23 protein-coding genes are annotated in these 26,935 nt (G+C 71.5%); 10 read left to right on the top strand and 13 right to left on the bottom strand.

Annotated elements, in window-relative coordinates; all coding sequences use genetic code 11:
• Positions 1-71: 71 nt before the first annotated feature.
• Positions 72-683 (bottom strand): hypothetical protein, encoded by a 612-nt coding sequence (locus tag Q0283_RS00930; protein WP_255459372.1) that lies wholly within the window; start codon positions 681-683, stop codon positions 72-74.
• An 88-nt stretch (positions 684-771) separates the two neighbouring features.
• Between Q0283_RS00930 and Q0283_RS00935 the strand changes: the two genes are divergently transcribed.
• Both Q0283_RS00935 and Q0283_RS00940 read left to right on the top strand, forming a co-directional pair.
• Entirely contained in the window at positions 772-2,127 is a 1,356-nt protein-coding gene (locus tag Q0283_RS00935) for an MFS transporter (protein WP_183523514.1), read from the top strand.
• Positions 2,124-3,647, top strand: a complete 1,524-nt coding sequence (locus Q0283_RS00940; protein WP_183523512.1) for an MFS transporter — start codon at positions 2,124-2,126, stop codon at positions 3,645-3,647. Before Q0283_RS00935 ends, Q0283_RS00940 begins: the two co-directional genes overlap by 4 nt.
• 5 nt (positions 3,648-3,652) lie before the next feature.
• Here Q0283_RS00940 and Q0283_RS17590 read toward each other — a convergent pair whose 3' ends face one another.
• The gene (locus Q0283_RS17590) at positions 3,653-5,500 is read right to left on the bottom strand and encodes an ABC transporter permease (RefSeq protein ID WP_183523510.1); all 1,848 of its coding nucleotides are present in this window, start codon (positions 5,498-5,500) and stop codon (positions 3,653-3,655) included.
• Entirely contained in the window at positions 5,493-6,482 is a 990-nt protein-coding gene (locus Q0283_RS00955) for an ABC transporter ATP-binding protein (protein WP_183528126.1), read from the bottom strand. The genes Q0283_RS17590 and Q0283_RS00955 overlap by 8 nt, the downstream gene beginning before the upstream one ends.
• Positions 6,483-6,772: 290 nt before the next feature.
• Here Q0283_RS00955 and Q0283_RS00960 point away from each other — a divergent pair, with 290 nt between their 5' ends.
• Positions 6,773-8,134, top strand: a complete 1,362-nt coding sequence (locus Q0283_RS00960; protein WP_183523508.1) for an MFS transporter — start codon at positions 6,773-6,775, stop codon at positions 8,132-8,134.
• A gap of 175 nt (positions 8,135-8,309) precedes the next feature.
• Here Q0283_RS00960 and Q0283_RS00965 read toward each other — a convergent pair whose 3' ends face one another.
• Together Q0283_RS00965 and glyA are read right to left on the bottom strand one after the other, a co-directional pair.
• On the bottom strand, positions 8,310-9,218 hold the full coding sequence (locus tag Q0283_RS00965) for a bifunctional methylenetetrahydrofolate dehydrogenase/methenyltetrahydrofolate cyclohydrolase (protein ID WP_183523506.1): 909 nt from the start codon (positions 9,216-9,218) through the stop codon (positions 8,310-8,312).
• A gap of 72 nt (positions 9,219-9,290) precedes the next feature.
• On the bottom strand, positions 9,291-10,586 hold the full coding sequence (glyA, locus tag Q0283_RS00970) for a serine hydroxymethyltransferase (RefSeq protein ID WP_183523504.1): 1,296 nt from the start codon (positions 10,584-10,586) through the stop codon (positions 9,291-9,293).
• A 197-nt stretch (positions 10,587-10,783) separates the two neighbouring features.
• Between glyA and Q0283_RS00975 the strand changes: the two genes are divergently transcribed.
• The 3 genes from Q0283_RS00975 to Q0283_RS00985 all read left to right on the top strand — a co-directional run bounded on the left by Q0283_RS00975 (position 10,784) and on the right by Q0283_RS00985 (position 14,175).
• On the top strand, positions 10,784-11,998 hold the full coding sequence (locus Q0283_RS00975; protein ID WP_298042031.1) for an NAD(P)-binding domain-containing protein: 1,215 nt from the start codon (positions 10,784-10,786) through the stop codon (positions 11,996-11,998).
• Between the two features lie 77 nt (positions 11,999-12,075).
• Complete coding sequence (locus Q0283_RS00980; RefSeq protein ID WP_298042033.1) at positions 12,076-12,603, top strand: Fur family transcriptional regulator; 528 nt, start codon at positions 12,076-12,078, stop codon at positions 12,601-12,603.
• Between the two features lie 48 nt (positions 12,604-12,651).
• Positions 12,652-14,175, top strand: coding sequence for a catalase (locus Q0283_RS00985; protein WP_183523500.1), 1,524 nt, complete (start codon positions 12,652-12,654; stop codon positions 14,173-14,175).
• Positions 14,176-14,426: 251 nt separating this feature from the next.
• On the opposite strand, the gene Q0283_RS00990 is transcribed toward Q0283_RS00985, so the two are convergent.
• Positions 14,427-15,377: a hypothetical protein gene (locus Q0283_RS00990; protein WP_298042035.1), complete on the bottom strand. Its 951-nt coding sequence runs from the start codon at positions 15,375-15,377 to the stop codon at positions 14,427-14,429.
• A gap of 267 nt (positions 15,378-15,644) precedes the next feature.
• Here Q0283_RS00990 and purU point away from each other — a divergent pair, with 267 nt between their 5' ends.
• Both purU and Q0283_RS01000 read left to right on the top strand, forming a co-directional pair.
• Positions 15,645-16,529 carry a formyltetrahydrofolate deformylase gene (gene purU, locus Q0283_RS00995; protein ID WP_298042037.1) on the top strand — a complete coding sequence of 295 codons (885 nt, stop codon included), beginning with the start codon at positions 15,645-15,647 and terminating at the stop codon, positions 16,527-16,529.
• 86 nt (positions 16,530-16,615) lie between these two features.
• Complete coding sequence (locus tag Q0283_RS01000) at positions 16,616-17,134, top strand: gamma carbonic anhydrase family protein (RefSeq protein ID WP_183523496.1); 519 nt, start codon at positions 16,616-16,618, stop codon at positions 17,132-17,134.
• Between the two features lie 88 nt (positions 17,135-17,222).
• Here the strand turns inward: Q0283_RS01000 and ugpC are convergent, their stop codons facing one another.
• From ugpC to Q0283_RS01020, 4 genes are all read right to left on the bottom strand, one after another.
• Entirely contained in the window at positions 17,223-18,491 is a 1,269-nt protein-coding gene (ugpC, locus tag Q0283_RS01005) for an ABC transporter ATP-binding protein (protein ID WP_183523494.1), read from the bottom strand.
• Between the two features lie 25 nt (positions 18,492-18,516).
• The gene (locus Q0283_RS01010; protein ID WP_029139356.1) at positions 18,517-19,332 is read right to left on the bottom strand and encodes a carbohydrate ABC transporter permease; all 816 of its coding nucleotides are present in this window, start codon (positions 19,330-19,332) and stop codon (positions 18,517-18,519) included.
• A 71-nt stretch (positions 19,333-19,403) separates the two neighbouring features.
• Entirely contained in the window at positions 19,404-20,372 is a 969-nt protein-coding gene (locus Q0283_RS01015) for a carbohydrate ABC transporter permease (protein WP_183528122.1), read from the bottom strand.
• 17 nt (positions 20,373-20,389) lie between these two features.
• Positions 20,390-21,700 (bottom strand): extracellular solute-binding protein, encoded by a 1,311-nt coding sequence (locus Q0283_RS01020; protein ID WP_298042039.1) that lies wholly within the window; start codon positions 21,698-21,700, stop codon positions 20,390-20,392.
• 316 nt (positions 21,701-22,016) lie between these two features.
• Between Q0283_RS01020 and Q0283_RS01025 the strand changes: the two genes are divergently transcribed.
• A complete protein-coding gene (locus Q0283_RS01025) occupies positions 22,017-23,525 on the top strand; it encodes a glutamate--cysteine ligase (RefSeq protein ID WP_183523490.1) in 1,509 nt (502 codons plus the stop codon).
• Between the two features lie 34 nt (positions 23,526-23,559).
• On the opposite strand, the gene Q0283_RS01030 is transcribed toward Q0283_RS01025, so the two are convergent.
• Positions 23,560-24,402: a PhzF family phenazine biosynthesis protein gene (locus Q0283_RS01030; protein ID WP_183523488.1), complete on the bottom strand. Its 843-nt coding sequence runs from the start codon at positions 24,400-24,402 to the stop codon at positions 23,560-23,562.
• A 116-nt stretch (positions 24,403-24,518) separates the two neighbouring features.
• On the opposite strand from Q0283_RS01030, the gene Q0283_RS01035 reads away from it, so the two are divergent.
• Positions 24,519-25,067 (top strand): GNAT family N-acetyltransferase, encoded by a 549-nt coding sequence (locus Q0283_RS01035; RefSeq protein WP_183523486.1) that lies wholly within the window; start codon positions 24,519-24,521, stop codon positions 25,065-25,067.
• A gap of 73 nt (positions 25,068-25,140) precedes the next feature.
• Here the strand turns inward: Q0283_RS01035 and Q0283_RS01040 are convergent, their stop codons facing one another.
• Positions 25,141-26,112: an NAD(P)/FAD-dependent oxidoreductase gene (locus tag Q0283_RS01040; RefSeq protein WP_183523484.1), complete on the bottom strand. Its 972-nt coding sequence runs from the start codon at positions 26,110-26,112 to the stop codon at positions 25,141-25,143.
• A gap of 29 nt (positions 26,113-26,141) precedes the next feature.
• On the bottom strand, positions 26,142-26,935 hold a 794-nt coding region (locus tag Q0283_RS01045; protein ID WP_298042043.1), incomplete at its 5' end, for an ATP-dependent helicase C-terminal domain-containing protein.

The following is a 26,935-nucleotide window of genomic DNA, read 5'->3' on the forward strand; positions in this document are numbered from 1 at the left end:
GCGGAGGAAGTCACGCGTTCCAGCCTATCGCCGACCGCGCAGCGGCGAGGCCGCGGGCCGGCGGCGCCGGTTCAGTTGATGACCTCGCCGGAGATCGGGCCCTCGGGCCCCGCGCCGGGGCCGCGTCCGGAACCGGAGCCCGACGCCGGCCGCCCGGGTCCGGCGGTGCCGGCACCGGACTCCTTGAGCATGTCGCGCGCGTTGGAGGCGGTGATGTGGATGGTCTCCAGGGCGCGGGCGACCATGTCCGTGTCGGCGGCCTCGCCCTTGTCCATCTCCTCGGTGACCACGCGCACCTGCACCTGGACGATCTTGAAGGAGTGGTCCAGCTTGGTGTCCCGCATCGGGTCCGCGGCGGCCCGGCCGGCATCCACCCGGGTGGTGGGAGCCTCGGGGATCCGCGGGGCCAGGGAGGCGGACATGTCCTTCATCCGCCGGTCCACGGACTTGGCACCGCGGCGCACGCCCAGCACCACCAGGACCGCCAGCAGCAGCCAGCCGGCGGAGATGACCACGAGCAGCCAGCCGATGACGTCGTTCTGGTTGGCCGCGAACAGCAACGCCACGAGCAGGACGCCCACCATCACGGCGAACGTGATGCCGCTGCCCTTCGAGGCCCAGTTCCGGGTCCGGCTGCCCGGCCTGCTGTCATGACGGGGGGATCCACTCTCCACTGCTTGCATGCCCCGATTATCCCGCACCCGTGGCACCGCCGTCGCATCCCGTGGCCGACCGCCCCGGCCCGGCGCCCCAATGCCTATCCTGTGAGGTATGTCCCGCATCCCCTCGACGCCCGGTTCCGGGCCGGCCCCGGCCCCGCCAGCGGGGATGCCCCTCTGGAACCGGGGGTTCGTGCTGGCCTGCCTGGCCAACGTGATGATGTTCTTCAACATCCACTTCCTGCTCTCCACGGTGGCCGGCTTCGTGGTGGGCCGGTTCCTGGTGGGCGACTCGGTCGGCGGGGCCGTGGCCTCCGTGTTCATCGTGGGCACGCTCGTCTCCCGGTTCTTCGCGGGCCCCCTCATCGAGAGGTTCGGCGCCCGGCCGCTGCTGCTGGTCTCCTTCGCGGCGTTCGTGGCCGCTCCCCTGCTGTACTGGGCCTCGCCCACCGTCGGCCTGTTGCTGCTGGTGCGCACGGTCCACGGCGTGACGTTCGGCGTGGGCTCGTCGGTGATCGCGGCCACCGCCGTCAACCGGATCCCCGGGACGCGGTTGTCCGAGGGCACCAGCCACTATTCCTCCTCCACGCTGATCGGTGTCGCGGCCGGCCCGATGATCGGCCTGGCGCTGTCCGGGACCGACTTCGGCGTCATGGCCGTCACCGCCTCCGCAGTGTCCCTGCTCGGCCTGCTCATCGCGCTGGCCATGGACTACAGCCCCAGGGATGCCCATGCCGGCGCGCGGGAGCCCTCCGGCACGGACCACCCTGCCGGCACCGAGGCCCGGGCCGCTGCGGAGGGTGGCCGGCCCCGGCCCGGCTGGGCGCGGTTCGTGGAGCCCGGCGCGCTGCCCGCCGCGCTGATCGGCGCCCTGTACTCCCTGGGCTATGCCGGCATCGTCACCTTCCTGGCCTCCCTCACCCAGGAGCGCGGCTTCGGGGCCTCGGCCAGCCTGTTCTTCGGCGTGTACGCGGTGACGGTGCTGGTCTCCCGCCTGTTCACCGGAACGCTCATGGACCGCCGGGGCGCCAACGTGGTGATGCTGCCGGCGTTCGTGCTGTTCGCCGCGGGCCTGGCCGTCATCGCCGTCGCCCCGAACGTCGCGGTGCTGCTGCTGGCCGCCGTGCTCGTGGGGCTGGGCTACGGCCAGCTCCTGTCCGCGGGTCAGGTCATCTGCGTCACCCAGGTGCCCCGCGAGAGGGCCGGCATGGGCGCCTCGACCTTCTTCCTGGGAATCGACGCCGGCATGGGCCTGGGCCCGCTACTGGCCGGTATCCTCGTCCAGGGGCAGGGAACCGCCGGGTTGTACTGGACCCTCGCGGCCTTCCTGCTGGTCCTGGTCCCGGTGTACTGGCTCGTCCAGGGCCGCCGCCTGCGCCGCCCCGCCGTCCCCGTTGCGCCGCCCCCGCCGCCGGCACCCGCCTCAGCCGCCGCACCCCCACCTGCACCGTCCCAGGAGAATCCGTGACCACACCGCCCGCCGGCCCGCCACCCGCCCGCGGCCCCGGCGCCGGCGCCGCCCTGCCCCCGGGCGGGGCACGGATCCTCACGGTGCTGCTGGTGCCGCTGTTCATGTCCCTGATGAGCGTGAGCATCGTCAACGTCGCCCTGCCGGCGATCGAGCAGGACCTGGGCGCGAGCGCCGCCGACCTGCAGTGGGTGCTGGCCGGATACTCGCTGGCCTTCGGGGTGTCCATGGTGCCCGCCGGCCGGGCGGGCGACCTCTGGGGGCGCAAGCCACTCTTCATCGGCGGGATCCTCGTCTTCGTCACCGGTTCCCTGGCCTCGGGACTGGCCGGTGACCCGCTGGTGCTGAACCTCGCCCGGATCCTGATGGGCCTGGGATCGGGGTTGCTCAACCCCCAGATCATCGGGATCATCCAGAACGTCTTCCACGGCCGCGCGCGCGGACGGGCCTACGGGATGCTCGGCACCATCGTGGGGCTCGGGGTGAGCATCGGTCCCACGCTGGGCGGGGTCTTCGTCGACGTGCTCGGCCCGGAGTGGGGCTGGCGCGCCACCTTCCTGGTCAACGTGCCCATCGGGCTACTCGCGGCCGCCCTGACGGCGTACTGGCTGCACCCGCCGGCGCGGCCTCGGTCGGCGGAGGCGGACCGCTCCCTGGCCGCCCTCGATCCGGTGGGCGCGCTGCTGCTGGCCGCGGCCGTCGTCGGGATCATGGTGCCGTTCATCCTGCCGGGCACCTGGTACCTGCTGGCCGCCTCGGCCGCCTTCGCCGGGCTCTGGTGGTGGTGGGAGGCGCGGATGAAGTCCCGTCAGGCGGTCACGGGCCGCGCTCCCATGGTGGACCCCTCGCTGTTCCGCATCCCCTCGTTCACGATCGGCACGGTGGCCACGGCGGCCTTCCTGGCCGCGACCCCCGGGCTCTGGGCCGTCCAGGCCATGGTCACCCAGCAGGGCCTGGGACTGCCGGCCCTGGCCGCGGGCCTGACCAGCCTGCCCGCGTCCCTGCTGATCATGGTGCTCTCCCCCACCATCGGCGGATTCGTCCACCGCCTCGGTCCGGTGTTCGTGGTGGCCGGTTCGCTCCTGTCCCTGGTGGCCATGGCCCTGGGCGGGACGGCCTTCCAGCGGATCGCCGCCGGTGAGTGGCCGTACTGGACCCTGGCCGCCGCCCTGGCGCTGCTGGGCCCTGCCCAGGCGCTGGTGATGACCAGCACCCAGGTGCTGACCATGCACGACGTCCCGCTGCGCGCGGCCGGAGCGGCCGGCGGGGTCTCCCAGACCGCCCAGCGCGTGATGACGGCCATCGGCCTGTCCGCCGTGACCGCGGCCTTCTACGCCGCGCTCGGCGTCCGGGGCGACGGGGCGGAACCGGGACAGCTGGTCTACGGGGAGGCCGCCGTGGCCGCCGTGGCGGTGGTGGCCGGCTTCCTGTCCGTCACGCTGCTCGCGGGCGTCGTCGACCTGCTCCGGCGCCGGCGCAACGGGACCCTGTCCCTGCCGGACGACTCCCCCGCCGGCTGACCGGTTCAGCGCAGGAACAGCGCCCGCAGCCGGTGCGAGGTGAACACCAGGCCGAGGACGATCATCACCGCGAAGTACAGCACGTGCACGGCCGTGAACGGGGTGAGGACCCCCACGCTCAGCTGGCGCATCAGCTCCACCCCGTGCCACAGGGGGAGGGCCTGGATCAGCCACTGCACCGCCTGCGGGTAGACGGACAGCGGGAAGAACGTGGCCGAGAACAGGAACATCGGCATCAGCACCAGCATGATCCAGTCCATCTGCTGGAAGGTCGTCAGGTAGCTGGTCACGGCCATGCCGACCGCCGCGAACGCGAAGGCGATCAGCACCGCGGCCGGGATCAGCAGTACCGCCCACCAGCTGGCCACCAGCCCCAGGCCGGCCATCACCACCAGGAACGCCACCGAGTACAGCCCGCCCCGGATCAGGGCCATGGTGATCTCCCCCAGCGCCACGTCCACCGGGCCGAGGGAGGTGTTGAGCATGGTCTGGTAGAGCTTGGACATCCGCATCCGGAAGAACACGTTCCAGGTGGAGTCGTAGATCGCCCCGTTCATGGCGGAGACGGCCAGCAGTGCCGGGGCGATGTACTGCCCGTAGCCGACCGGCCCGCCCGGCCCCTCGACCTGCCCGACCAGCCCGCCCAGCCCCAGGCCCAGGCTGAGAAGGTACAGCACCGGTTCGAAGAAGCCGGAGGCGAAGATCGCCCAGTTGGAGGTCTTCAACGCCCGGAAGCCTCGCTCCAGCACGGCCCGGACGTTGCCGCCGTACATCCCGGCCCCGGGTCCGGTGCGCACCCGGATCGGGGGCATCGCCGGGACGGTCCGGTCCGCGCCCGTGTCCTCCGCCGGGGTGGCGCTGTCCGCGGTCCGGATCCGTGCCCACCCGGCACGCAGGTGGGCGATCCCGCGCCGGCCGGCGGGGACGGCGTCGGGATCCTCCCGGCCCGGCACCCATCCCAGCCGGCGGGTGTAGATCCTGTGCACGAGCGCCCATCCGGTGGCCGTGAGCACGAGCAGGTAGGCCACGTGCAGCACGGTCAGCCAGACGGGTTCGTCCAGGCCGTACGAGGCCACCCGGCCCAGCTGGGCGGCGTGCCACTGCGGGGAGAGCCAGCCGATCCACTGCAGCACCGGTGGCAGCGTGGCCAGGGGGTAGAACGTCCCGGAGAACAGGAACAGCGGCATGATCAGGAACCGCTGGAGCAGGGCGTACTGGCCGGCGTCCCGCTTCAGGGAGGCGGAGAAGGCCATGATGGGCAGGCCGATGGCCAGCCCGCCGAGCGTGCCGGTGATGACCTGGACCCAGCCCCAGGGACTGCTCACCACCCCGAAGGCGAGCATGACCACCAGGAACAGCGCCGACTGGACCACGAAGCGCAGCAGCACGGCGAGGACGTGGCCGGCCGCGATCTGCCAGGGCTGCAGCGGCGAGGCCTGCGGGGCGTAGTAGAGCCGGTGCCACGTGAAGCCGTCCATGACCGGGTAGGTGAACTCGACCGCGGCGGCCATCAGGGTGCCCGCGGCCAGTAGGGCCGGGGCGATGAACGCCGCGTAGCCGACGCCGTCCAGGACCTGCTCGCCCCCGTCGATCAGCGAGGCCAGGCCCACGCCCATGGCGAGCAGGTAGACCAGCGGCTCGCCCAGCGCCTCGAACACGATCACCGCGCCGTACTTGCGCATGGTCCGCAGGTAGTGCTCGGCGTAGTACCAGGGCCCGGTCCGGCGCGCCCGGGCGGCGGACTCGGCCGGTGTCAGGGGCAGCCTCCCGCTGCGATGGACCCGTTCCACGAGGACGGCCTCGGGGTCCGCCGTCCCCCCGGGCTGCCGTACCGGGGCGGGCGGCTCAGTCAACGAGGCTCCGACCTGTCAGGGTGAGGAACACGTCCTCCAGGGAGGACCGGCGCACCAGGGAGGTGACCGGTTCCAGGCCCAGGCCGGCGACCGCCTCCAGCGCCGCCTCGCCATCGCGGGCGTAGACCAGGACCCGGTCCGGCAGGGACTCGATCCGGTCCGCCAGCGGGGCACCCGTCACGGTGGGGCGGCCGGGCAGTTCGCGCTCCAGCCGGGCCGCGACCGCGGCGTTGCGGTCCGCGCCGAACCGCACCTCGAGCACCTCCCGGCTGGAGTGCCGGCGGATGAGCTGGGCCGGGGACCCCTCGGCCATGATCCGCCCCCGGTCCACCACGATCAGCCGGTCGCACAGCTGCTCGGCCTCGTCCATGTAGTGCGTGGTGAGCACCAGCGTGGTGCCCTGCTCCTTGAGCCGGAACAGCCGGTCCCAGAGGATGTGCCGTGCCTGCGGGTCCAGTCCGGTGGTGGGTTCGTCCAGCAGCAGGATCCGCGGCTCGTTGACCAGTCCGCGGGCGATCACCAGGCGGCGCTTCATGCCGCCGGAGAGGTCGTCGACCTTCGTGTCCGCACGGTCCGTGAGCTGGGCGAACTCCAGCAGCTCCATGGCCTTGGGCCGCAGGTAGGAGTACGGCAGGCCGAAGTACCGGCCGTAGACGATCAGGTTGTCCCGGACCGTGAGCTCCTCGTCCAGGTTGTCCCGCTGCGGCACCACACCCAGGTGCGCCCGCACCTCCGGGCCCTTGCGCTCCGGGTCCAGGCCCATGATGGACAGGGTCCCGGCCGTGCGCTGGGAGACGCCGCCGATCATCCGCATGACCGTGGACTTGCCCGCCCCGTTGGGGCCGAGCAGTCCGAAGGACTCCCCCGGGCGCACGGCGAAGTCGATGCCGTCCACGGCGGTGAAGTCCCCGTAGCGCTTGACCAGCCCCCGGGCCTCGATCACGGCGGCAGGAGGCCCCGCGGGCACGCCGGTCACCGCCACCGACCCCGCGCGACGGGCGTCACGGGACTCACGTCTCACCTGCGCGATCCTAGACCAGCGGGTGGCCGCTCGGCATCGTCCCGGGCGCCGGGGCGGCGGCCCAACGCGCCGCGGTCCTGCATCGCGGCCTCATGACACGACGGTGACAGGGGTCTCACTCCTGCGAGACCAGGATCATATACGATCTGTGGGTCGGCGTGACGGGTCTCACGGCCCCCGCCACCGGTCCACGAGGCCGGCCACCTGAACATCCACCACCGAGGTTTCCAGACGTGACAGCTTCCAGCACCATGACCAGGCCCCGTGCCAATCAGCGGCGGGTCGCCGCGGCCACCCTGGTCGGCACCACCGTCGAGTGGTACGACTTCTTCATCTACGCCACCATCGCCGCGCTGGTGTTCGGTGACCTGTTCTTCGCCCCTGCGGGCGCGGGCTTCAGCCAGATCATCACCTTCGCCTCGGTCGGCATCTCCTTCCTCTTCCGTCCCCTCGGGGCGTTCCTGGCGGGCCACTACGGGGACAAGCTCGGCCGGAAGGTGATCCTCGTGGTCACCCTGGTCATGATGGGCGGGGCCACCACGCTGATCGGCCTGCTGCCCACCTTCGAGGCGATCGGCATCGCCGCGCCGCTGCTGCTCCTGTTGCTGCGCGTCCTGCAGGGCATCTCCGCCGGCGGCGAATGGGGCGGTGCGGTCCTCATGGCCGTGGAGCACGCCCCCGCCGAGCGTCGCGGCCTGGCCGGTGCCGTCCCGCAGCTCGGCGTGCCCCTGGGCCTGCTCCTGGCCACCGGCGTGACGGCGCTGATGACCGGTGTGGTCTCCCCCGGTGCTGCCTTCGTGGAATGGGGCTGGCGCTGGCCGTTCATCGCCTCGATCGTGCTCATCGCCGTCGGCTACCTGGTGCGGGTCGCCGTGGACGAGTCCCCCGTGTTCCAGGAGATCGCCGAGGCCAAGCAGCGCGAGTCCGTGCCCGTCGTCGAGCTGTTCCGCAAGCACTGGCACCTGGTGCTCATCGCGGCCCTGGTCTTCGTCGGGAACAACGCCGTCGGCTACATGTCGACGGGCGGGTTCATCCCGTCCTACGCGACGGGCGAGGCCGTCGGCCTGGACTCCACCGACGTGCTGGTGGCGATGACGTTCGCCGCCGCCGTGTGGTTCTGCTCGACCCTGGCAGCCGGCCTGCTCTCGGACCGGATCGGCCGCAAGCTGACCTACCAGATCGGCTACGCGTGGCTGGCCCTGTGCGTCTTCCCGCTGTTCTGGCTGATCAACACCGGCGAGCTGGGCATGCTGTACCTGGCCCTGTTCCTGGTCTGCATCGGCACCGGCCTGACCTACGGCCCCCAGGCGGCGCTGTACTCCGAGCTGTTCCCGGCCTCGGTGCGCTTCTCCGGGGTGTCCATCTCGTATGCGATCGGCGCGATCCTCGGTGGCGCCTTCGCCCCGATGATCGCCCAGGCCCTCCTGGAACGGACGGGCGGCTCCACGGCGATCTCCGTCTACCTCCTGGTGGCGGTCCTTGTGGCGCTGGCGGCCGTGAGCCTCGTGCGCGACCGCCGGGGCATCGACCTGTCCATCCACAACCAGGCCGAGCAGGAGACCGGCGCCACGGTCTTCGGCCCGGCTCCGGCGCCGCAGAAGGTCTCCGCCTGAACCCGCCCCCCGGCCCGGCCGGGACGACGCCGAAGGCCGGCCCTCCCCGTCAGGGGTGGGCCGGCCTTCGGCGTGTTCGCCCGGATTCATCGCAGGATGGACGCATCACCATGTCCTGCCGGGATGACCAGTCCATCGGGGCATGAAGAATGCTCCCGCCGGCGCCCCGCGCGGTTCAGTCCCGCTCGGGCTCCGTCCAGCCGCCGGCGGCCGCGGCGCGCTCGGCGGCCTCGACCACGTTGGCCAGCAGCATCACCCGGGTCATCGGGCCGACACCGCCGGGGTTCGGGGCCATCCAGGACGCCTTCTCGGCCACGCCGGGGTCCACGTCGCCGGTGATCCGGGCCTTGCCGTCCTCGCCCTCGACGCGGGAGACGCCCACGTCCAGCACGATCACCCCGTCCTTGACGTCCTCCGGCCGGACCATGTGGGCCACCCCGGCCGCGGCGATGATGACGTCCGCGCGGGCCAGTTCGGCCTTGAGGTCCTTCGTGCCGGTGTGGGCCAGCACCACGGTGGCGTTGACGTCACGGCGGGTCAGCACGAGCCCGGCGGGTCGGCCGATGGTCACACCGCGGCCGATCACCAGGACCACCTTGCCGTTGAGATCGATGCCGTAGTGCTTCAGCAGCTCCACGCAGCCCTTGGGGGTGCACGGCAACGGCGAGTCCAGCTCCCCGCCGACCGAGGCCACCAGGCGCCCCAGGTTCATCGGATGCAGCCCGTCGGCGTCCTTGGCCGGGTCGATCGCCTCGAGGATGCGGTCGGTGTCGATGTGCTTGGGCAGCGGCAGCTGCACGATGTACCCGGTGCAGGCCTCGTCCGCGTTGAGTTCCTCGACCACGGCCAGGAGCTCCTCCTCGGTGGTCGAGGCGGGCAGGTCCTTCCGGATGGAGGCCACGCCCACCTCGGCGCAGTCGCGGTGCTTGCCCCCCACGTAGGACTGGGAACCCGGGTCCTCGCCCACCAGGATGGTGCCCAGACCGGGCACGATGCCCTGCCCGCGCAGGACCTCCACCCGCCGGGTGAGGTCCTCCTTGATGGCGGCGGCCGTGGCGCGGCCGTCGAGCTTCTGTGCGGTCATGGCTGGATCACGCTTCCTTGCGGGGGTCGGCCGAAGATATATCTATCACCATAGTGATGCGGTGGGGACGTGTCACCAGCCTTCGAGGCCCTCGTACAGGGGGAAGTCGGTGGCGAGCTTCTGCACGCGGGCCTTCAGGGCCTCCAGGTCCGGGCCCGGCTTGAGGGCCTGGGCGACGATGTCCGCCACCTCGGCGAACTCCTCGGTCCCGAAGCCGCGGGTGGCCAGGGCCGGGGTGCCGATGCGCAGGCCGGAGGTGGTCATCGGCGGGCGCGGGTCCCACGGGATGGAGTTGCGGTTGACGGTGATGCCGACCTCGTGGAGCAGGTCCTCGGCCTGGCGGCCGTCGAGCTCTGCGTGGCGCAGGTCCACCAGGATCAGGTGCACGTCGGTGCCACCGGTCAGCACGGAGACCCCGTGCTCGGTGACGTCGGCCCCCATCAGGCGCTCGGCCAGGATCTGGGCGCCCTCGATGGTGCGGCGCTGGCGCTCGGCGAACTCCTCGGAGGCGGCGATCTTGAAGGCCACGGCCTTGCCCGCGATCGCGTGCATCAGCGGGCCGCCCTGCTGACCCGGGAACACGGCCGAGTCGATCTTCTTGCGGTACTCCTCCCTGCAGAGGATGAAGCCCGAGCGGGGCCCGGCGAGGGTCTTGTGCGCGGTGGAGGTCACGACGTCGGCGTGGGGCACCGGGTTCGGGTGCAGTCCCGCGGCGACCAGCCCGGCGAAGTGGGCCATGTCCACCCAGAGCTTGGCCCCCACCTCGTCCGCGATGGAGCGGAACGCCTCGAAGTCCAGCTGGCGGGAGTAGGCGGACCAGCCCGCCACGATGACGGCCGGCTTGGCCTCGATCGCCTTCTCGCGGACCTTGTCCATGTCGATCCGGTAGGTGTCCGGTTCCACCTCGTAGGCGGCGATGTTGTAGTTCTTGCCGGAGAAGTTCAGCTTCATCCCGTGGGTCAGGTGGCCGCCGTGGGCCAGCGACAGGCCCATCAGGGTGTCCCCGGGCTGCATGAGGGCGGTCATCAGGGCCACGTTGGCTTGGGCGCCGGCGTGCGGCTGGACGTTGACGTGCTCGGCGCCGAAGAGGGCCTTGGCCCGCTCGATCGCCAGGTTCTCGGCCACGTCCACGTACTCACAGCCGCCGTAGTACCGCCGTCCGGGGTACCCCTCGGCGTACTTGTTCGTCAGCACCGAGCCCTGGGTCTCGAGGATGGCGCGCGGCACGAAGTTCTCGGAGGCGATCATCTCCAGGGTGTCCCGCTGGCGGCCCAGCTCCTGGTCCAGGACGGCCGCGATCTCGGGGTCGACGTCGGTCAGGGGACGGTTGCTGAGGGACGCGGACGTCGTGGTGTTCGGCTGGGTCACGAGAAGCTCCTGCTGGCATGGTCTGGGGATTCTGGTCTGGCGCCCGGACCCAGGCGGGCGGTCCGGTCGCCGGTCGGGGCCGACGGCGTCGGCACCACGCAGCGCCGCTTCCCGGTGGTGGTCCACCTGCGCCAGTCGCGGCCTGCGCCCCATCGTAGCGTGGTGACGGGCGCTGACCGCCTGCAATACTGCGGGACGTGACCTCCACCGAAGAGCTGCTCGACGCCGTCGTGATCGGAGCCGGCCAGGCGGGCCTGAGCGCGGCCGGGCAGCTGCTCCGCAAGCGGGTGGAGCCCGGCACCGGGTTCGTGGTGCTGGACGCCAACGACGGTCCGGGAGGGGCGTGGCGACACCGCTGGGACGCACTGACCTTCGACGCCGCACACGGGATCCATGACCTGCCCGGGATGCCGCTGGGCACGCCCGATCCCCGGGAACCGGCCAGTCGCGTGGTGTCCCGGTACTACGGCGCCTACGAGCAACAGCTGGCGCTGCCCGTGATCCGGCCGGTGGACGTGCGGAGCGTGGACCACCTCCAGGGGGTCTTCACCGTCACCGCGGCCGACGGACGGCAGTGGCGCGCCCGGACCGTGATCAATGCGACCGGCACCTGGGACAGCCCGTACGTGCCCTACTACCCGGGCATCGCCGAGTTCACCGGCCGTCAACTGCACACGCGCGGGTTCACGGCGGCCCAGGACTTCACCGGCCGGAGCGTGCTGGTGGTCGGTGGTGGCACCTCGGCCCTGCAGTTCCTGCTGCAGTTGCACGAGGCCGGCGCCACCACGGTCTGGACCACGCGCCGCGCCCCGGACTGGACGGACCGGTTCCTCGACGCCTCGTGGGGCGTGGACGTGGAGTCCTCCGTGTCCGCCCGCACCACCATGGGCCTGCCGCCGCTGTCCGTGGTCGCCGCGACCGGGCTGCCCGTCACCGACCAGTACCTGGCGGGGATCGCCGCGGGCGTGCTCGTCAGCCGGGGACCGTTGCGCCGCATCACCCCGGGTGGCGCCGTGCTGGACGGGCCGGGTCCCGACGGCGGCCGGGTCCCCTCCCAGGGCGACGTCGCCGACCGCCTGCTGGCGCCCGGGGGCTTGGCCTCCGGTGGGCTGGACCGGGTGCCCGCGCTGACCGGCCGGGCCTGCACGGCCGTGTCCGCGGAGGACCCGCTGACCACCTGGGAGACGTCGGTGGACACGATCCTGTGGGCCACGGGGTTCCGCGCCTCCCTGGATCACCTGTCCCCGCTGCACGTCCGCGAGCGCGGCGGAGGCGTGCGGATGGAGCGCGACGGCGTGACGGTGGCGAAGATGCCCGGGCTGTTCCTGGTCGGTTACGGCGCGTCGGCCTCCACGATCGGCGCCACCCGGGCCGGCCGCCGTGCGGCGGTCCAGGCCGCGGCCTGTCTCTGAGGGCGTCCCGGCCGTTCATCACCGGTTCACCGGCGGTCCTATTTATGAGTAACTCAGAATATGGCATAGTGGGGGCCATGAGTTCAGCGAGCCGGCGAGAGCCTGTCCGGGCACCGGAGGAGAGCACCGCACACGGTGCCGCCTCCCTGCCCTGGGCTGGGCGGGTGCGCTCGTCCGGCCTGCGGGTCACCAAGCAGCGACTGGCCGTCCTGGACGCCCTGGAGCGTACCCCGCACGCCACGGCGGACCAGGTGCTGGCGGCCGTGCGGCAGTCCCTGCCGGAGATCACCGTGCAGTCGGTCTACACCGTGCTGCACTCCCTGACGGACGCGGGACTGCTGCGCCAGCTGGACCTGGCCAACTCCCCGGCGCGCTACGAGACCCGGGTGGCGGACAACCACCACCATGCCGTGTGCACGGGGTGCGGTCGCATCGAGGACGTCGCCTGCGCCGTCGGGCACGCACCGTGCCTGACCCCCGCGGACGCGCACGGCATGGCCATCCGGGTGGCCGACGTCGTCTACCAGGGACTCTGCGCCGACTGCGCCGCCCAGGACGCCGGTGCCGCCGGCACCCCAAGCCCCCGGGACGCCCACCAGGGCTGACCGGACCTTCACCCACCCAACCCACCATCCCCGACCAAGGAGAACGTGATGACGGAAACCACTCCGCATGCAACGGGTTCGACCACCCAGGCCGGCATCCCCGCCGTCAGCGACCGCAACTCGCTGACCGTCGGCAGCAACGGCCCCATCGTGCTGCACGACAGCCACCTCGTGGAGACGCTGCAGCACTTCAACCGGATGAACGTGCCCGAGCGTCGGCCGCACGCCAAGGGCTCCGGCGCCTTCGGTGTCTTCGAGACCACCGAGGACGTCAGCGGCTACACCAAGGCAGCCCTGTTCCAGAAGGGCGCCAAGGTCCGCATGCTGGCCCGCTTCTCCACCGTCGCCGGCGAGCTGGGCTCCCCGGACACCTGGCGTGATGTGCGCGGCTTCGCCCTGAAGTTCTACACCGAGGAGGGCAACTTCGACCTCGTCGGCAACAACACCCCGGTCTTCTTCGTGCGCGACCCCATGAAGTTCCCGCACTTCATCCGCTCGCAGAAGCGCCTGCCGGACTCCGGCCTGCGCGACGGCACCATGCAGTGGGACTTCTGGACCAACAACCCGGAGTCGGCCCACCAGGTCACCTACCTCATGGGCGACCGCGGCCTGCCCAGCACCTGGCGCCACATGAACGGCTACGGCTCCCACACCTACATGTGGGTCAACGAGGCCGGTGAGAAGTTCTGGGTGAAGTACCACTTCGAGTCCCGCCAGGGCGTGGAGTCCCTCTCGAACGAGGAGGCCGAGCAGCTGGCCGGCGCCAACGCCGAGTACCACCGCCAGGACCTGTTCGAGGCCATCAAGCGCGGCGAGTTCCCGCAGTGGGACCTGTACGTCCAGGTCATGCCGTACGAGGAGGCCAAGACCTACCGGTTCAACCCCTTCGACCTGACCAAGACCTGGTCCAAGAAGGACTACCCGCGGATCAAGGTCGGCACCATGACCCTGAACGAGAACCCGACGAACCACTTCGCCGAGATCGAGCAGGCGGCGTTCTCCCCGGCCAACATGGTGCCGGGCATGGGCATGAGCCCGGACAAGATGCTGCTGGGCCGCAACTTCGCCTACCAGGACGCACAGCGCTACCGCATCGGCACCAACTTCCAGCAGCTGCCGGTCAACAAGCCGGTCAACGAGGTGCACACCTACAACTTCGAGGGCAACATGTGGTACGACCACTCCGGCGCCCGCCCGGTGTACGCCCCGAACTCCTTCGGCAGCTCGTGGTCGGACGAGACCGGTGCCGTGGACGTCAGCTGGGAGAACGACGGCGAGCTCGTCCGGTCGGCCTACGCCCTGCACACCGAGGACGACGACTTCGGCCAGCCCCGGACCCTGCTGAACGAGGTGTTCGACGACGCCCAGCGCGACCGCTTCGTGCAGACCGTCGCCGGAGCCCTGGACGGCGTCCAGGAGCCCGTGCTGTCCAACGCCTTCCAGTACTGGAAGAACGTGGACGCCACCATCGGCCAGCGCATCGAGGACGCCGTCAAGTCGAACCTGGACGGGGCCACCGTCCCGGGCATGGGCGTCGACGCGGGCGAGACGGTCGGGGCCTCCGCGCGCTGATCCCGCGGTCACCGCTGACCCCCGGGGCGCCGCGGCGGCCCGGGACGGCATCGCCGGCGTGACCCACCGGGACCGGACGGTCCCGCCGGGCCGGACATGAGCCGTACAAGACAAGGGCTGGTACCTGCCGTGGGCAGGTGCCAGCCCTTCGTCGTGGACCGACGGTCGGTGGCATGCCCCGCCGTGCTCCTTGGCGGTCGTTCCTCGGCGGTCGCCCGGCGGCCCGGGACGGTCTACGATCCGTCAGCGGCTCACCGTCCGGCGGCGTGGCTCCCGCCGCGACCGTCGTCGCGCGCGTCGGCCTCGTCCGCTTCGTGCGCGTCGCCGGCCTGGCCCTCCTCACCGCTCACGGGCTCGTCGGCGCGGCCTGCCTCACCCCTCGGGCGCGTCTCCTCGACCGGGGGAGCCTCCTCACCCGGGCGCGTGTCCGCCTCCGGCCGGACGTCCTCGACCGGGCGCGTGTCCACCTCCGGGCGGGTGTCCACCTCCGGGCGGGCGTCCGCCTCCGGGCGGGTGTCCGCCTCCGGGCGGGCGTCCTCGACCGATCGCGGCTCCTCGGCCGGGCGGTCGACGACCGTCTCCCCGTCTCCCGCAGACCAGTTGTCCACGTCCTGTACGACGTCGGGCTGCGACTGGGTGGGCCGATCCGCCGCCACGGGGGCAGCGTGGCGACCCTGCGGCGGTGCGGTCACGGGGTCTCCCGCGACGTCGTCCCGCCTCGCCGGGGGCTCGCCGTCCGCGTCCGGCACGCGGGCGTCGTCGTGCTCCGCCGGCAGGACGCCGGCGTGCGAGCCGGGCCGGTCCCGCTCCCCCAGCTCCTCGAGCGGGTCCGAGCCATCCCGGCGCCGGCCCTCCCGATCGGTGTCCACGGACGGGTCCTTCCGGTCCGCCTCCCGCAGCTGCGCCTCCAGCGCGCTGGCCGCGGAATCGGCCTCCTGCTGCCGCTCCTCGGCCTCGGCACGCAACTGGCGCGCGCGTTCCTCGGCGGTCTCGGCCTCGCGCTGCACGGACTCCGCCGCGCGCGCCTCCGCTGCCGCCAGTTCCTGTTGGCGCACGGCCTGCTGGCGGATCCGCTCCGCCTCCTGCCGGTCAGCCTGGCGCTTGCGGGCGCGCCGGCGGTTCCCCGCGATGACGACGATCACCACGATCAGGATGAGCACCACCAGGGCGATGATGAGCCAGAGGATCTGCTGGTCGTTCATGACGTGTCCTTCTGCAGGGGCCGGGACGACACCGGGCAGGGCCTCCGCCCGGCGTCCGTCACCGCGGCGGGGCCGTCGGTGACCTCATGCGGCCCACTGTGCCACAGGCGGCAGCCCAGCCCCATGCCTGAGCGCTTCCCCTCCTCTCCCGCCACAGACCCGCCCCTACTCGGGCGTTGCCTTCGCGTCCTCCCCGTCCGGAGTACCCTTCCCCTACACGCCGATATGTGGTGTACACCACTATGACGATAGGTATAGGATCCGAGCATGAGCGCTTCTCAGTCGACTGCGTCCCCGAGCAAGATGGTGTTGACGCTGTCCTGCACCAACACCCGAGGCATCGTCCACGCCGTCTCGGGCGCCCTGTTGTCGGTGGATGCTGACATCACCGAGTCCAAGCAGTTCGACTCCCCCGAGTCCGGCAGCTTCTTCATGCGGGTGGAGTTCAACACCGGCGAGCCGCTGGAGCGGGTCCGCGAGGCCCTGGCGCCCGTCGAGGAGCAGTTCGACATGGAGCTGGGCCTGTGGGAGGCCTCCCGGAAGACCCGCACCCTGGTCATGTGCTCCAAGGACGGGCGCACCCTCAACGACCTGCTGTTCCAGCACCGGACCGGCACGCTGCCGATCGACATCCCGGTGATCGTCTCCAACCACCTCGAACTGCAGCCGATGGCGTACTTCTACGGCATCCCCTACGTGCACATCCCGCTGGTGAAGAACGAGGACGGGACGGACAACAAGGCCGAGGCCGAGCGCAAGCTCATGGAGCTCGTGCGCATCTACGACATCGAGCTCGTGGTGCTGGCCCGCTACATGCAGGTGCTCTCCGACGACCTGTGCCGCCGGCTCGGCGGCAAGGCCATCAACATCCACCACTCCTTCCTGCCCTCCTTCAAGGGCGCCCGGCCCTACCACCAGGCCCACGAACGCGGCGTCAAGCTCATCGGCGCCACCGCCCACTACGTCACCCCGGACCTGGACGAGGGCCCCATCATCGACCAGACGGTCCAGCGCGTCACCCACGCCCAGTCCGCCCGCGACTTCGTCAACCTCGGCCGCGAGGTCGAGGGCTCCACGCTGTGCCGGGCCGTGCGCTGGCACGCCGAGCACCGCGTCCTGCTCGACGGCAACCGCACCGTCGTCTTCGACTGACCAGAGACAATGACCCGGTCCGTGCGGCGCTGGGGGGCGTGGCCCCTCGGCGCCCCCGGCGGGGACGACATGGTTACTCTGGTGACATGGCACACCTGATCACGATCGCCGGCGCCACGCCGTCCGTCCACGAGTCCGTCTTCCTGGCCCCCACCGCCACCCTCTCCGGGGACGTGGCGATGGGTCCGCAGTCCTCCGCCTTCTACGGCGTGTCCGCCCGCGGGGACAGCGCCCCGATCCGCGTGGGCGAGAGGACGAACCTGCAGGACAACGTGGTCCTGCACGCCGACGCCGGCTTCCCCTGCACGCTGGGCCACGACATCTCGGTGGGCCACTCCGCCGTCGTCCACGGGGCCACGGTCGAGGACGGCTGCCTGGTGGGCATGTCCGCCACCATCATGAACGGGTCGGTCATCGGCACCCAGTCGCTGGTGGCCGCCGGCGCCCTGGTGCTCGAGGGGACCGTGGTCCCCCCGCGCTCACTCGTGGCCGGAGTGCCCGCCAAGGTCCGCCGCGAACTGACGGACGAGGAGGTCGCCTCCCTGGGCACCAACTCCGCCACCTACGTGGAACTGGCGGCGAAGCACCGCGACGCCACCGCCTGACGGGGCCCCACCGAACCGGTCCTGGCGGGCCCAGGCCCTCGGGGCCAGGGACCTGCCGGGGACGCGATCCGCGGCCCCGGCAGGCCGGTCAGGCCTTCTGCGCGTCCCGCTCCCTCGCGGCCGCCAACTCCCGCTCGCGTTCCTCGGCCGCCATCCGCGTGAGTTCCGCGCCGGCCTCCGCGTCCCGGGTGAGGTTCTCCCCGGACTCGGGGTCGAAGATGTGGATCCGCGAGGTGTCCACCCAGAGCTCGACGGGCCGCCCCGGTCGCACCCTCGACTCGGCGGAGAGGGTCGTGACGACCTGCGGGCGCAATTCGTCGGCGTCCATGTCCGCGGCCAGGTCGGACAGCAGGCGGCGCACCTTCTCGTCGGGCTCGAACTCGATGTACCCGTACTGCTCGTGTCCCAGCCACTCCAGGTGCGACAGTTCAGCGGTGAACACAGAGCCCTTGGACATCTTGGCCTCGTCCACCAGCGTCGCGTCCTCGAAGAACTCGGGCCGGACGCCGACCAGGACCAGGTCCTTGCCCTGGGCCACGGCCGCCCGGTCGGCCGGGATGGGGATGTCACCGATCGGGGTCGAGAGCACGGTCCCGCCGGAGCCCTCCGTGATCGTGGCAGGCAGGAAGTTCATGGACGGGGACCCGATGAAACCGGCCACGAAGAGGTTGACCGGCTGTTCGTACAGCTCGCGCGGGCTGGCGACCTGCTGCAGGATGCCCTTCTTAAGCACCGCCACCCGGTCCCCCAGGGTCATCGCCTCCGTCTGGTCGTGCGTGACGTAGACGCTCGTGACACCGAGCGAGCGCTGCAGCTGGGCGATCTCGGCCCGCATCTGGCCGCGGAGCTTGGCATCGAGGTTGGACAGCGGCTCGTCGAACAGGAACGCGTCCGCCTCCCGCACGATCGCCCGTCCCATCGCCACGCGCTGGCGCTGGCCGCCGGAGAGGTTCGCCGGCTTGCGGTCCAGGTGCTCGGTGAGTTCGAGCATCTTGGCCGCCCGCTGGACCTTCTCGTCCACCGATCCCCCACCGTTGGTGTCCTTGGCCAGGCGCAGCGGGAAGGCGATGTTCTCGTACACCGTCAGGTGCGGGTAGAGCGCGTAGTTCTGGAACACCATCGCCAGGTTGCGGTCCTTGGGGGCGGCCTCGTTCATCCGCCGGCCGTTGATCTGCAGTTCGCCGGAGGTGATGTCCTCCAGCCCGACGATCATCCGCAGCAGGGTCGACTTCCCGCAACCGGACGGGCCCACGAGGATGACGAACTCCCCGTCGGCGATGTCCAGGGACACGTTGTTCACGGCCGGGAAGCCGTCGTCATACTTCTTGACGATGTTCTTGAGGGTGATGGAGGCCATGTGGATTCCCTTTCGTTTCCTGCGCTCAGCCCTTGACCGCGCCCGAGGTCAGGCCTGCGACGATCTGCTTCTGGAAGAGCATGACCAGCAGCACCACGGGAATGGTGACGATGATTGCCGCAGCCGAGATCGCACCGGTGGGCGATTCGAACTGCGAGGCACCGGTGAAGAACGCCAGTGCCGCCGGAACCGGACGGGCCGCTTCCGTGGAGGTCAGTGAGATGCCGTAGACGAAGTCGTTCCAGGCGATGAAGAACGCGATGATCGCCGTCGTGAACACCCCCGGCGCCGCCAGCGGCACGATCACCTTGCGGAACGCCTGCAGCGGGGTGGCCCCGTCCACCTGGGCCGCCTGCTCCAGCTCCCAGGGGATCTGCTGGAAGAACGCCGCCAGGGTCCAGATGGCGATCGGCAGCGTCAGGGACAGGTAGGGGATGATCAGGCCGGGCCAGGTGTCGTACAGCCCGATGCTGCGCCACAGGTTGAACAGCGGGGTGACCAGCGAGATCACCGGGAACATGGACACCATCAGGGAGACCGTCAGGACGATCTTCTTGCCGGGGAAGTCGAGCCGGGCGATCGCGTAGGCGCACAGGGTGGCCAGGACCACGGCGATCAGGGTGGCGATGATCGAGATGCCGATCGAGTTCCACAGGGCGCTCAGGAACAGCTCCTGAGAGTCACCCACCAGGATCTCCTCGTAGTTGCTGGTCGAGGGGTTGTCCGGCAGGAACTTCCCGTTGGACAACTCCCCCGGGGTCTTGAAGCTGGTCGCCAGGATGGAGGCCACCGGGAACAGGCACCACACGGCCACGACGATGGTGATGACCCACCAGCCGATGGAGGTGTTGCGCTTGGCCCGCCGGGCACGCCGCTGCCCCTCGACCTCTTCCGGGGTGAGTGTCTCGGTGCTCACTTGCGTCCTCCCCGTCCGCCTGCCAGGTCAACGTTGAAGCCCTTCACTGCGATCAGTGCCAGCAGTCCGACCAGGAGGAACAGCACGACCGAGATGGCCGAACCGAGGCCGATCTCGAGTCGCCCGATCGAGGTGCGATAGGCGAGCAGGGAGAGGACCTCGGTACCATAGGCGCCATTGGTCATGATGAAGATCGAGTCGAAGACCCGGAACGCGTCCAGCGCCCGGAAGAGCACGGCCACCATGATGGCCGCCTTCATGTTCGGCAGGATGACCCGCCACAACCGCTGCCACCAGCTGGCCCCGTCCACCGCGGCCGCCTCGGAGAGGTCGTCGGGGACCTGGGCCAGGCCGGCCAGCAGCAGCAGCGAGATGAACGGGGTGGTCTTCCAGATCTCCGAGAACATGATGACGAACAGCGCCGAACCGCCCTGGGCGAACCAGTTGAGCTGGCCGTCGAAACCGGGCACCCAGCTGAACCAGTTGTTGATGTAGCCGGAGTCGATGCTGAACATGTAGTACCAGGCGAAGGCCGAGACCACGGTGATGATGCCGTAGGGCACCAGGATCACGGTGCGGACCAGGCCACGGGTGGACTTGATCGCCTTGTGCATGACCATGGCCAGGATGAAGCCCAGGATCAGCTCGACGAACACGGTGACCACGGTGATCAGCGTCGTGACGCCCAGGGCGCTCCAGAACACCGGGTCGCTGAAGATGACCCCGTAGTTGGACAGGCCCACGAACTCGCGTTCCTCGGGCGCCGTGAGGCGGTAGCTGAACAACGAGTCCCAGAAGGCCTGGAGGACCGGGTAGAAGATGACGGCGACCATGATGAAGAACGCGGGCCCGGCCAGCCACCAGCCCAACCGGGCCTCGGCCCTGGCCCGTTCCGACCTGGGGGCCTTCCGCCGCCCCCGGCCGGTGGACGTGTCGCCGGGCGCCTCGGTGTCGACGGCGGGCACGGTCGTGGGAATAGAGCTCACAGCAGCGACTCCCCTCGCAGCACTTCCTGGATGAATTGGCCGGTCTCGGCCGGGGTGGTCTCCGGGTCCACGCTGGCCGGCGGCGTGTACCGCTGCTGGATCGCGGTGGAGACCTCGTTGTAGTACGGCGTCTGCGGCCGGGGCGCGGCCAGTTCCAGTGACTCACGGATGGTCTCCGCCATGGGGAACCGCTCCCGCACGGAGGGGTCGTCGAACGCGCTCGCGCTGGAGGGCGGGTTGCCGTTGGTGACGAAGTACTCGGTCTGGTTCTCCGGTGAGACGATGCACTCGATCGCGTCCCAGGCCAGGTCCTGCTGCTGCGAGGCGGCGCCCACGCCCAGGTTGATGCCTCCCAGCGGCGGGGCGGGTTCCGTGTCCTCGGACGTCCTCGGGTAGACGGCCCAGCCGATGTCCTCCGGCAGGTCGGCCGGGACCGACCCGTCCTCCGCCGAGGCGTTGGTGGCGGGCCAGACGAACGGCCAGTTCACCATGAACGAGCCGCTGTCCCCCTGGAACAGCAGCATGGCCTCGTTCTCCTGCTGGGTGGCCAGGCCCGGGCCGCCCAGGCCCTCCGTGCCGATGGTGGAGATGATCTCGGCGGCCTTCCGGCCGGCGTCGCTGTCCAGGCCGATCTCGACCTCGTCCGCCGGCGCCTCCGGGTTCTCGATGATCTGCCCGCCGCCGGACTCGATCAAGGCGTTGAGCCAGACCGTCATGGCCTCGGCCCGGGCGCCCTGCACGCCCAGTTCCTTGTCCTGGTCCCGGGCGACCTGGAGCATCTGGTCCCAGGTCACGGGGCCGTCCATGTCCAGCCCGGCCTCCTCGACCACCGACTTGCGGTACCAGAGCAACTGGGTGTTGGCCCAGAACGGGACGGTCACCAAGGTGTCCCGCCACGTGGCCCCGGCCAGGGCCCCCTCGAGGGTGTCCTGCGTGGTCGCCTCGGCCACCTCCGACGGCGGCACCGCCAGGAAACCGGGCTCGGCCAGTTCCGGGATGAACGGCGGGTCCAGGGACATGATGTCCATCGAGGTGTCGCCGGCCGCCAGGCGGCGGGTCAGCTGCTCGCGCTGGGAGGCGGCGTCGTTGGGCAGGATGGAGGTCTCGATCCGGTAGGCGCCTCCGGCCGCATCGGAGCACTTCTGCGCGATCGCGGCCTGGCCGCCGTCGTCCGGGTTCGTGTACCAGGTCAGGACCGGGGTCTCCTCCGCCGGGCCGCACCCTGCGAGCAGCAGCGCCGCCGAGGCCATCATCGCCATCCCCGCCGTTCGGCGGGCGGCACCGCCATTCCCTCGGGCCTGCCTCATCAGTCGCGCACCTCCGGTCCGGTTCCACCTCTACGGCTCACCCGGCTGAGCGGAAGGGCTCCCAGGGGGAACCGGTTCCACCGTGCCACGGGGGACCGTCTGGAGGGAAGCCTATGCATGAACTGGGAGTTTTCCCAAGACATGCTCCGCGAGCACCCGCCCACCGACCCCCGTCCCACATGGCATGTCCGTGGCCACGCGGGCGCGCGCCGGCCCCGCGGAACGGCCGGCTCCTCCCCCGGCCGGGGCGGGCGTCCGGCGCACCGGTGGTGTGGTGGCGGTGCTGGCGCGGGGCCGATGCCCTACGCTTCAGGGCATGGGCACCGAGGTCGAGTCGAGTACGTACACCCGTTCCGATCGGACGCGCTACCGGGAGCGCCTGGAGGCGTCCCTCGAGGAGCTGAAGGCCTATCTGGCCACGGAGGACTTCGCGGGGGCCGGGCGCATCGGCCTGGAGCTGGAGCTGAACCTCGTGGACGAGGAGTTCCAGCCGGCACCGCTCAACCACGAGGTGCTCGCGGCCATCGACGACCCGGCCTTCCAGACCGAGCTGGGCCGCTACAACATCGAGCTGAACCACCCCTCCCTGACCATCCACGGCCACGGGCTCACGGACCTGGAGGAGTCCCTGCGGGCGGAGCTGGTCCGGGCGGACGACCGGGCCGTGCGTGCCGGGGCGCACCTGTACACCGTGGGGATCCTGCCCACCATCGACGGCGACGACCTCTCCGGTGAGCGCTGGATCAGCGAGGGCAACCGCTACGCGGCGCTGAACACCGCGGTGCTCGAGGCCCGCGGCGAGGACATCCTGATCGACATCGACGGTCCCGAGCACCTCTCCTACTACGCCAAGGACATCGCCGCCGAGTCGACCTGCACCTCCATGCAGCTGCACCTGGAGGTGACCCGGGAGAAGTTCGGGCCGGTGTGGAACGCCGCCCAGGCCATGGCCGGTCCGCAGGTGGCGCTCTCCGCGAACTCGCCGCTGTTCCTGGGCGCCAAGCTGTGGACGGAGAGCCGGATCCCGGTGTTCCAGCAGGCCGTGGACACCCGGGCACCGGAGCTGGCCCGGCAGGGCGTGCGCCCCCGGGTCTGGTTCGGGGAGCGCTGGATCGACGGGATCGAGGACCTGTTCGAGGAGAACATCGCCTTCTTCCCCGCCCTGCTGCCGGAGCGGGCGTCGGACACCGGCCCGCTGGACTCGGGGGCGCCGGCCCTGCCGGAGATGCTGCTGCACAACGGCACCGTGTACCGCTGGAACCGCCCCATCTACGACCCGGGCCGCGACGAGTCGACCACGGAGGCCGGCACCGTGCCCGCGCGGCCGGCCAACCTGCGGGTGGAGAACCGGTTGCTGCCGGCCGGTCCCACGGTGGTGGACATGGTGGCCAACGCGGCGTTCTTCTTCGGCCTGGTCAAGTACCTCGTGGACACCGAGGAGTCCCCCTGGGAGCGGATGTCCTTCTCGGTGGCACGGACCAACTTCTACGACTGCGCCCGGCACGGGCTCAACGCCTCGGTCTACTGGCCCGGCTACGGGGACGTGCCGGTGACCGAGCTGCTGGACCGGTACCTGCTGCCCTCCGCCCGTCGGGGCCTGGAGATGCTGGACGTGGACCCCGCGGTGGCGGACCGGTACCTGGAGGTGCTGACCGGGCGGATCCGCACCGGCCAGAACGGCGCCACCTGGATGACCCGCTCGCTGGGCCGGTTCGAGGAGTCCGGGCTGTCCCGGGGCAAGGCCCTGGCGCGGCTGGTGCAGGAGTACGGCAGGCACATGCGGACCGGTCACCCGGTGCACACCTGGGTGCTGCCGGAGGGCTAGCCGGTGGCCTGACGGTCCCCGGCGTCCGGGAGCCTCAGGCGAGCGCGGTGCCGGCGAAGCACGTGGCGGTCGCCCCGCCGACCCAGACCTCGCCGTCCTCGGTGCAGGTGATCTCCACCTCGCCCGTGCGTCCCAGCACGGTGCCCTGCGAGACCCGGTAGCGCCCGCTGACCGCCCCGGTGCGGAGCATCCACTGGGCCACCGAGGCGTTGAGGCTGCCGGTCACCGGGTCCTCGCTCACGCCGATGTCCGGGACGAACGCCCGGATCTCGAAGGCGCACCGGGACCCGGCCGGGTACGCGCCGATGACCCCGAGCTTGAGGTCCGGGATCAGGCTCAGATCCGGTTCGATCCCCAGCACGGCCTGCGCGTCCGGGAGCACGACGACGGCCCAGCCCGGTCCGTTGTCCACCCACTGGTGGGCGAGCACCTGGTCCGGGCCGACCCCGAGGGCCGCGGTGGCGCGCTCCAGGTCCGCCGGGTCGAGATCACCGGAGCGGAGGGTGGGCGGCGCCTGGAAGGCGAGCGTGCCGCCGTCGTTCCTCAGGGTGACCAGGCCGGCGGCGCACTCCTGGACGATCCGGCCGGGGTCCTGCGGCGTGCCGCCGTGCTCCAGCCAGGCGTGGGCCGAGCCCAGCGTGGGGTGTCCGGCGAAGGGCAGCTCCCCTCCGGGGGTGAAGATCCGGAGGCGGTAGTCGGCACCCGGCGCGGTCGGCGGCAGGACGAAGGTGGTCTCGGACAGGTTGGTCCAGCGGGCGATCCGCGCCATCTCCTCCTCGCCGAGGCCGTCGGCCTCGAGGATCACGGCCACGGGGTTGCCCCCATAGGGCGTGGCGGAGAAGACGTCGACCTGGGCGAAGGCGCGGGAGCGGGTCATGGGGTGAGCGTAGCCATCGCCCGTGTCCCGCTTCAATCCGGGTGTCCCGCCCGCGCCCCGTGGCCAGGACCGGACGCGCGGCACGAGGGTCGGGCCCGGGTGGGAGAATCGGTGCCATGCCACTGATCCTCCGGCCCCCGCGGCACGACGACGAGGCGGCCCTGCGCCGGATGCACGGGCAGGTGCTGCCGGACGGCTTCGAGATCCTGTTGGTGGAGGGCACCTGGGACGAGGTGCTGGAGACGCTGCGCAAGGAGGCCGCCGGGGAGGACCTGAGGCCCGGGTGGGTGCGCTCGGACTTCCTCGTGGCCGAGGTGGACGGGGTGCCGGTGGGCCGGGTGTCCATTCGGCACGAGCTGAACGAGCAGCTGCTCGAGATCAACGGCCACGTGGGTTACGCGGTCGCCCCGGAGCACCGCCGCCGCGGTCACGCCACGGAGATCCTGCGCCAGTCCGTGCGGCGGCTGGCCGGGCTCGGGGTGGAGCGCGTCCTGGTGACCTGCGACGAGGACAACGCCGGGTCGGCGGCCGTGATCGAGGCCAACGGCGGCGTGCTCGAGGACATCCGGACGGTCGGCGAGCGCCGGATCCGGCGGTACTGGATCGACTCGGGTGCCCAGGACCCCCGGCCACGGACGGCCGCCCCGGGCCCGGGGCGGGACTGAAACGGTTCCGCCCACCGAGCACCGATGAGGCCGCGGCCCCCTGCGGGGGGCTGTGTGTGGCTGCGGTCCTCGGCTAGGGCAAGGGGGCGAATCGACGCGTGGGAGGTGCCGGACACGGCCCGGCCTCGGTGGCGATACCTCGCAACGAGGTGGCGCACGCGACGCCGGCGGAGACACCCTGGCCCATGGCGATGACCACGAGCTGCAGTCCCGGAGTGAGGTCACCGGCGGCGTAGACCCCGTCCACGGTGGTGAGCTGGAAGCCATTGACGACCAGGTGCCCGCCGTCGTCCAGTTCGCATCCCAGTCCCACGGCGAGGTCGTGGTGCGGGCGGTGGGCGTAGGAGAAGAACACCGACGCCCCGGGCACGCACGTCCCGTCCTCCAGCAGCACGCCGGCCAGTTCGCCGGGCTCGCCGACCAAGGCGCTCGCCGGCCCGTCGAACACCTCGATGCCGTGCTCCGCCAGGCTGCGGCGCTGGTCGGTGCCGAAGGACTCACCGGCGGTGTCGGTGACGATCCGCACGGTGGCCGCCCAGTCCAGCAGCTCGGAGGCGAAGGCCGGCACCTGGTCCCCGGCGCCGAGCACCACGACGTCCTGGCCCCGGATCTCGAACCCGTCACAGGCCGGGCAGTGGTGGACGTCGATCGCGTAGTGCTCCTCGAACCCCTCCACCCGGGGGAACCGGTCGCTCACCCCGGCGGCCAGTACCACCCGGGAGGCCGTCACCCGGTGGGCCCCGTCGATCACGGCGGTGAACCCGGCCTCGGCACTCCCCCGCAGGTCGGTGACCGTGCCGGATCGCAGGCACACCTCCGGATACCGTTCCACCTCGGCGCGCATGTCGGCCAGCAGCTCGTCCGGGGCCACCGGGTCCCGGCCCGGGATCCCGTGGGCCAGGTCGGCACGGCGGTTCCGGGGCCGGCCCGCGTCCACCACGAGGGTGGAGCGCTGGTAGCGGCCCAGCCACAGGGCCGCGGACAGCCCGGCCGGGCCGCCGCCCACCACGAGGACGTCCACGGAGGAGGGGAGTTCGAAACTCATCAGTCCACAGGGTACGGCACGGGGGGCCCTCAACCGCGGTTCCGCGTCCTGGCGGTGGCCGGTGCCGTCCACGGGTCCTCGGGCCAGGGATGCTTGGGGTACCGTCCGCGCATCTCGGCCCTCACCTGGGCGTAGGGTCCGGACCAGAACGAGGCCAGGTCCCCGGTCACCGCCAGCGGCCGGCCCGCCGGGGAGAGCAGGTGGAACACCACCGGCACCCGCCCGTCCACGAGCCGCGGGGTCTCGGCCAGCCCGAAGCACTCCTGCAGCTTGACCGCCACCACGGGCGCGCCGGAGTCACCGTCCTCCCCGCCGGCGCCCACCGCCGGGTACCGCACGGCGGCGGTCCGGCCGCTGGGCACCGGGAGCCGCTCGGGGACGAGCTCGTCGAGGCGGACGGCATCGGGCCACGGCAGCAGACGCCGCAGGGCCTCGGCCAGGTGCACGGAACCGGTCCTCGCCCCGACGGCCAGCCTCTCCACCTCGGGCGCCAGCCACGCCTCCCAGTCCTCGGCCAGGGCCGCGTCCGAGACGTCCGGCCACGGCTCACCCAGCACCCGGTGCACCAGGGCCAGCCGCCGGCGCAGGGTGTCGGCCGCCTCTGAGACCCCCAGTGGCCCCAGACCCTCGGTGCGCAGCATCCGGACGACGGCGGCCCGCCCCTGCGCCCGGTCCGGGGTGACGGGCGTCTCGGAGAGCGTGATCGCCCCGATCCCGCGCCGCAGCCTGCCGACGACCCGGCCGTCCTGCCAGTGCGCGGTACGTTCCTCGGCCAGGAGCGGTCCGGCCAGCCGCGCCTGCAGCGCGCCCATATTCCTGAGCA

Origin of the sequence: uncultured Citricoccus sp. (assembly GCF_937871995.1) — a bacterium.
In the GTDB taxonomy this organism is placed as follows: domain Bacteria; phylum Actinomycetota; class Actinomycetes; order Actinomycetales; family Micrococcaceae; genus Citricoccus.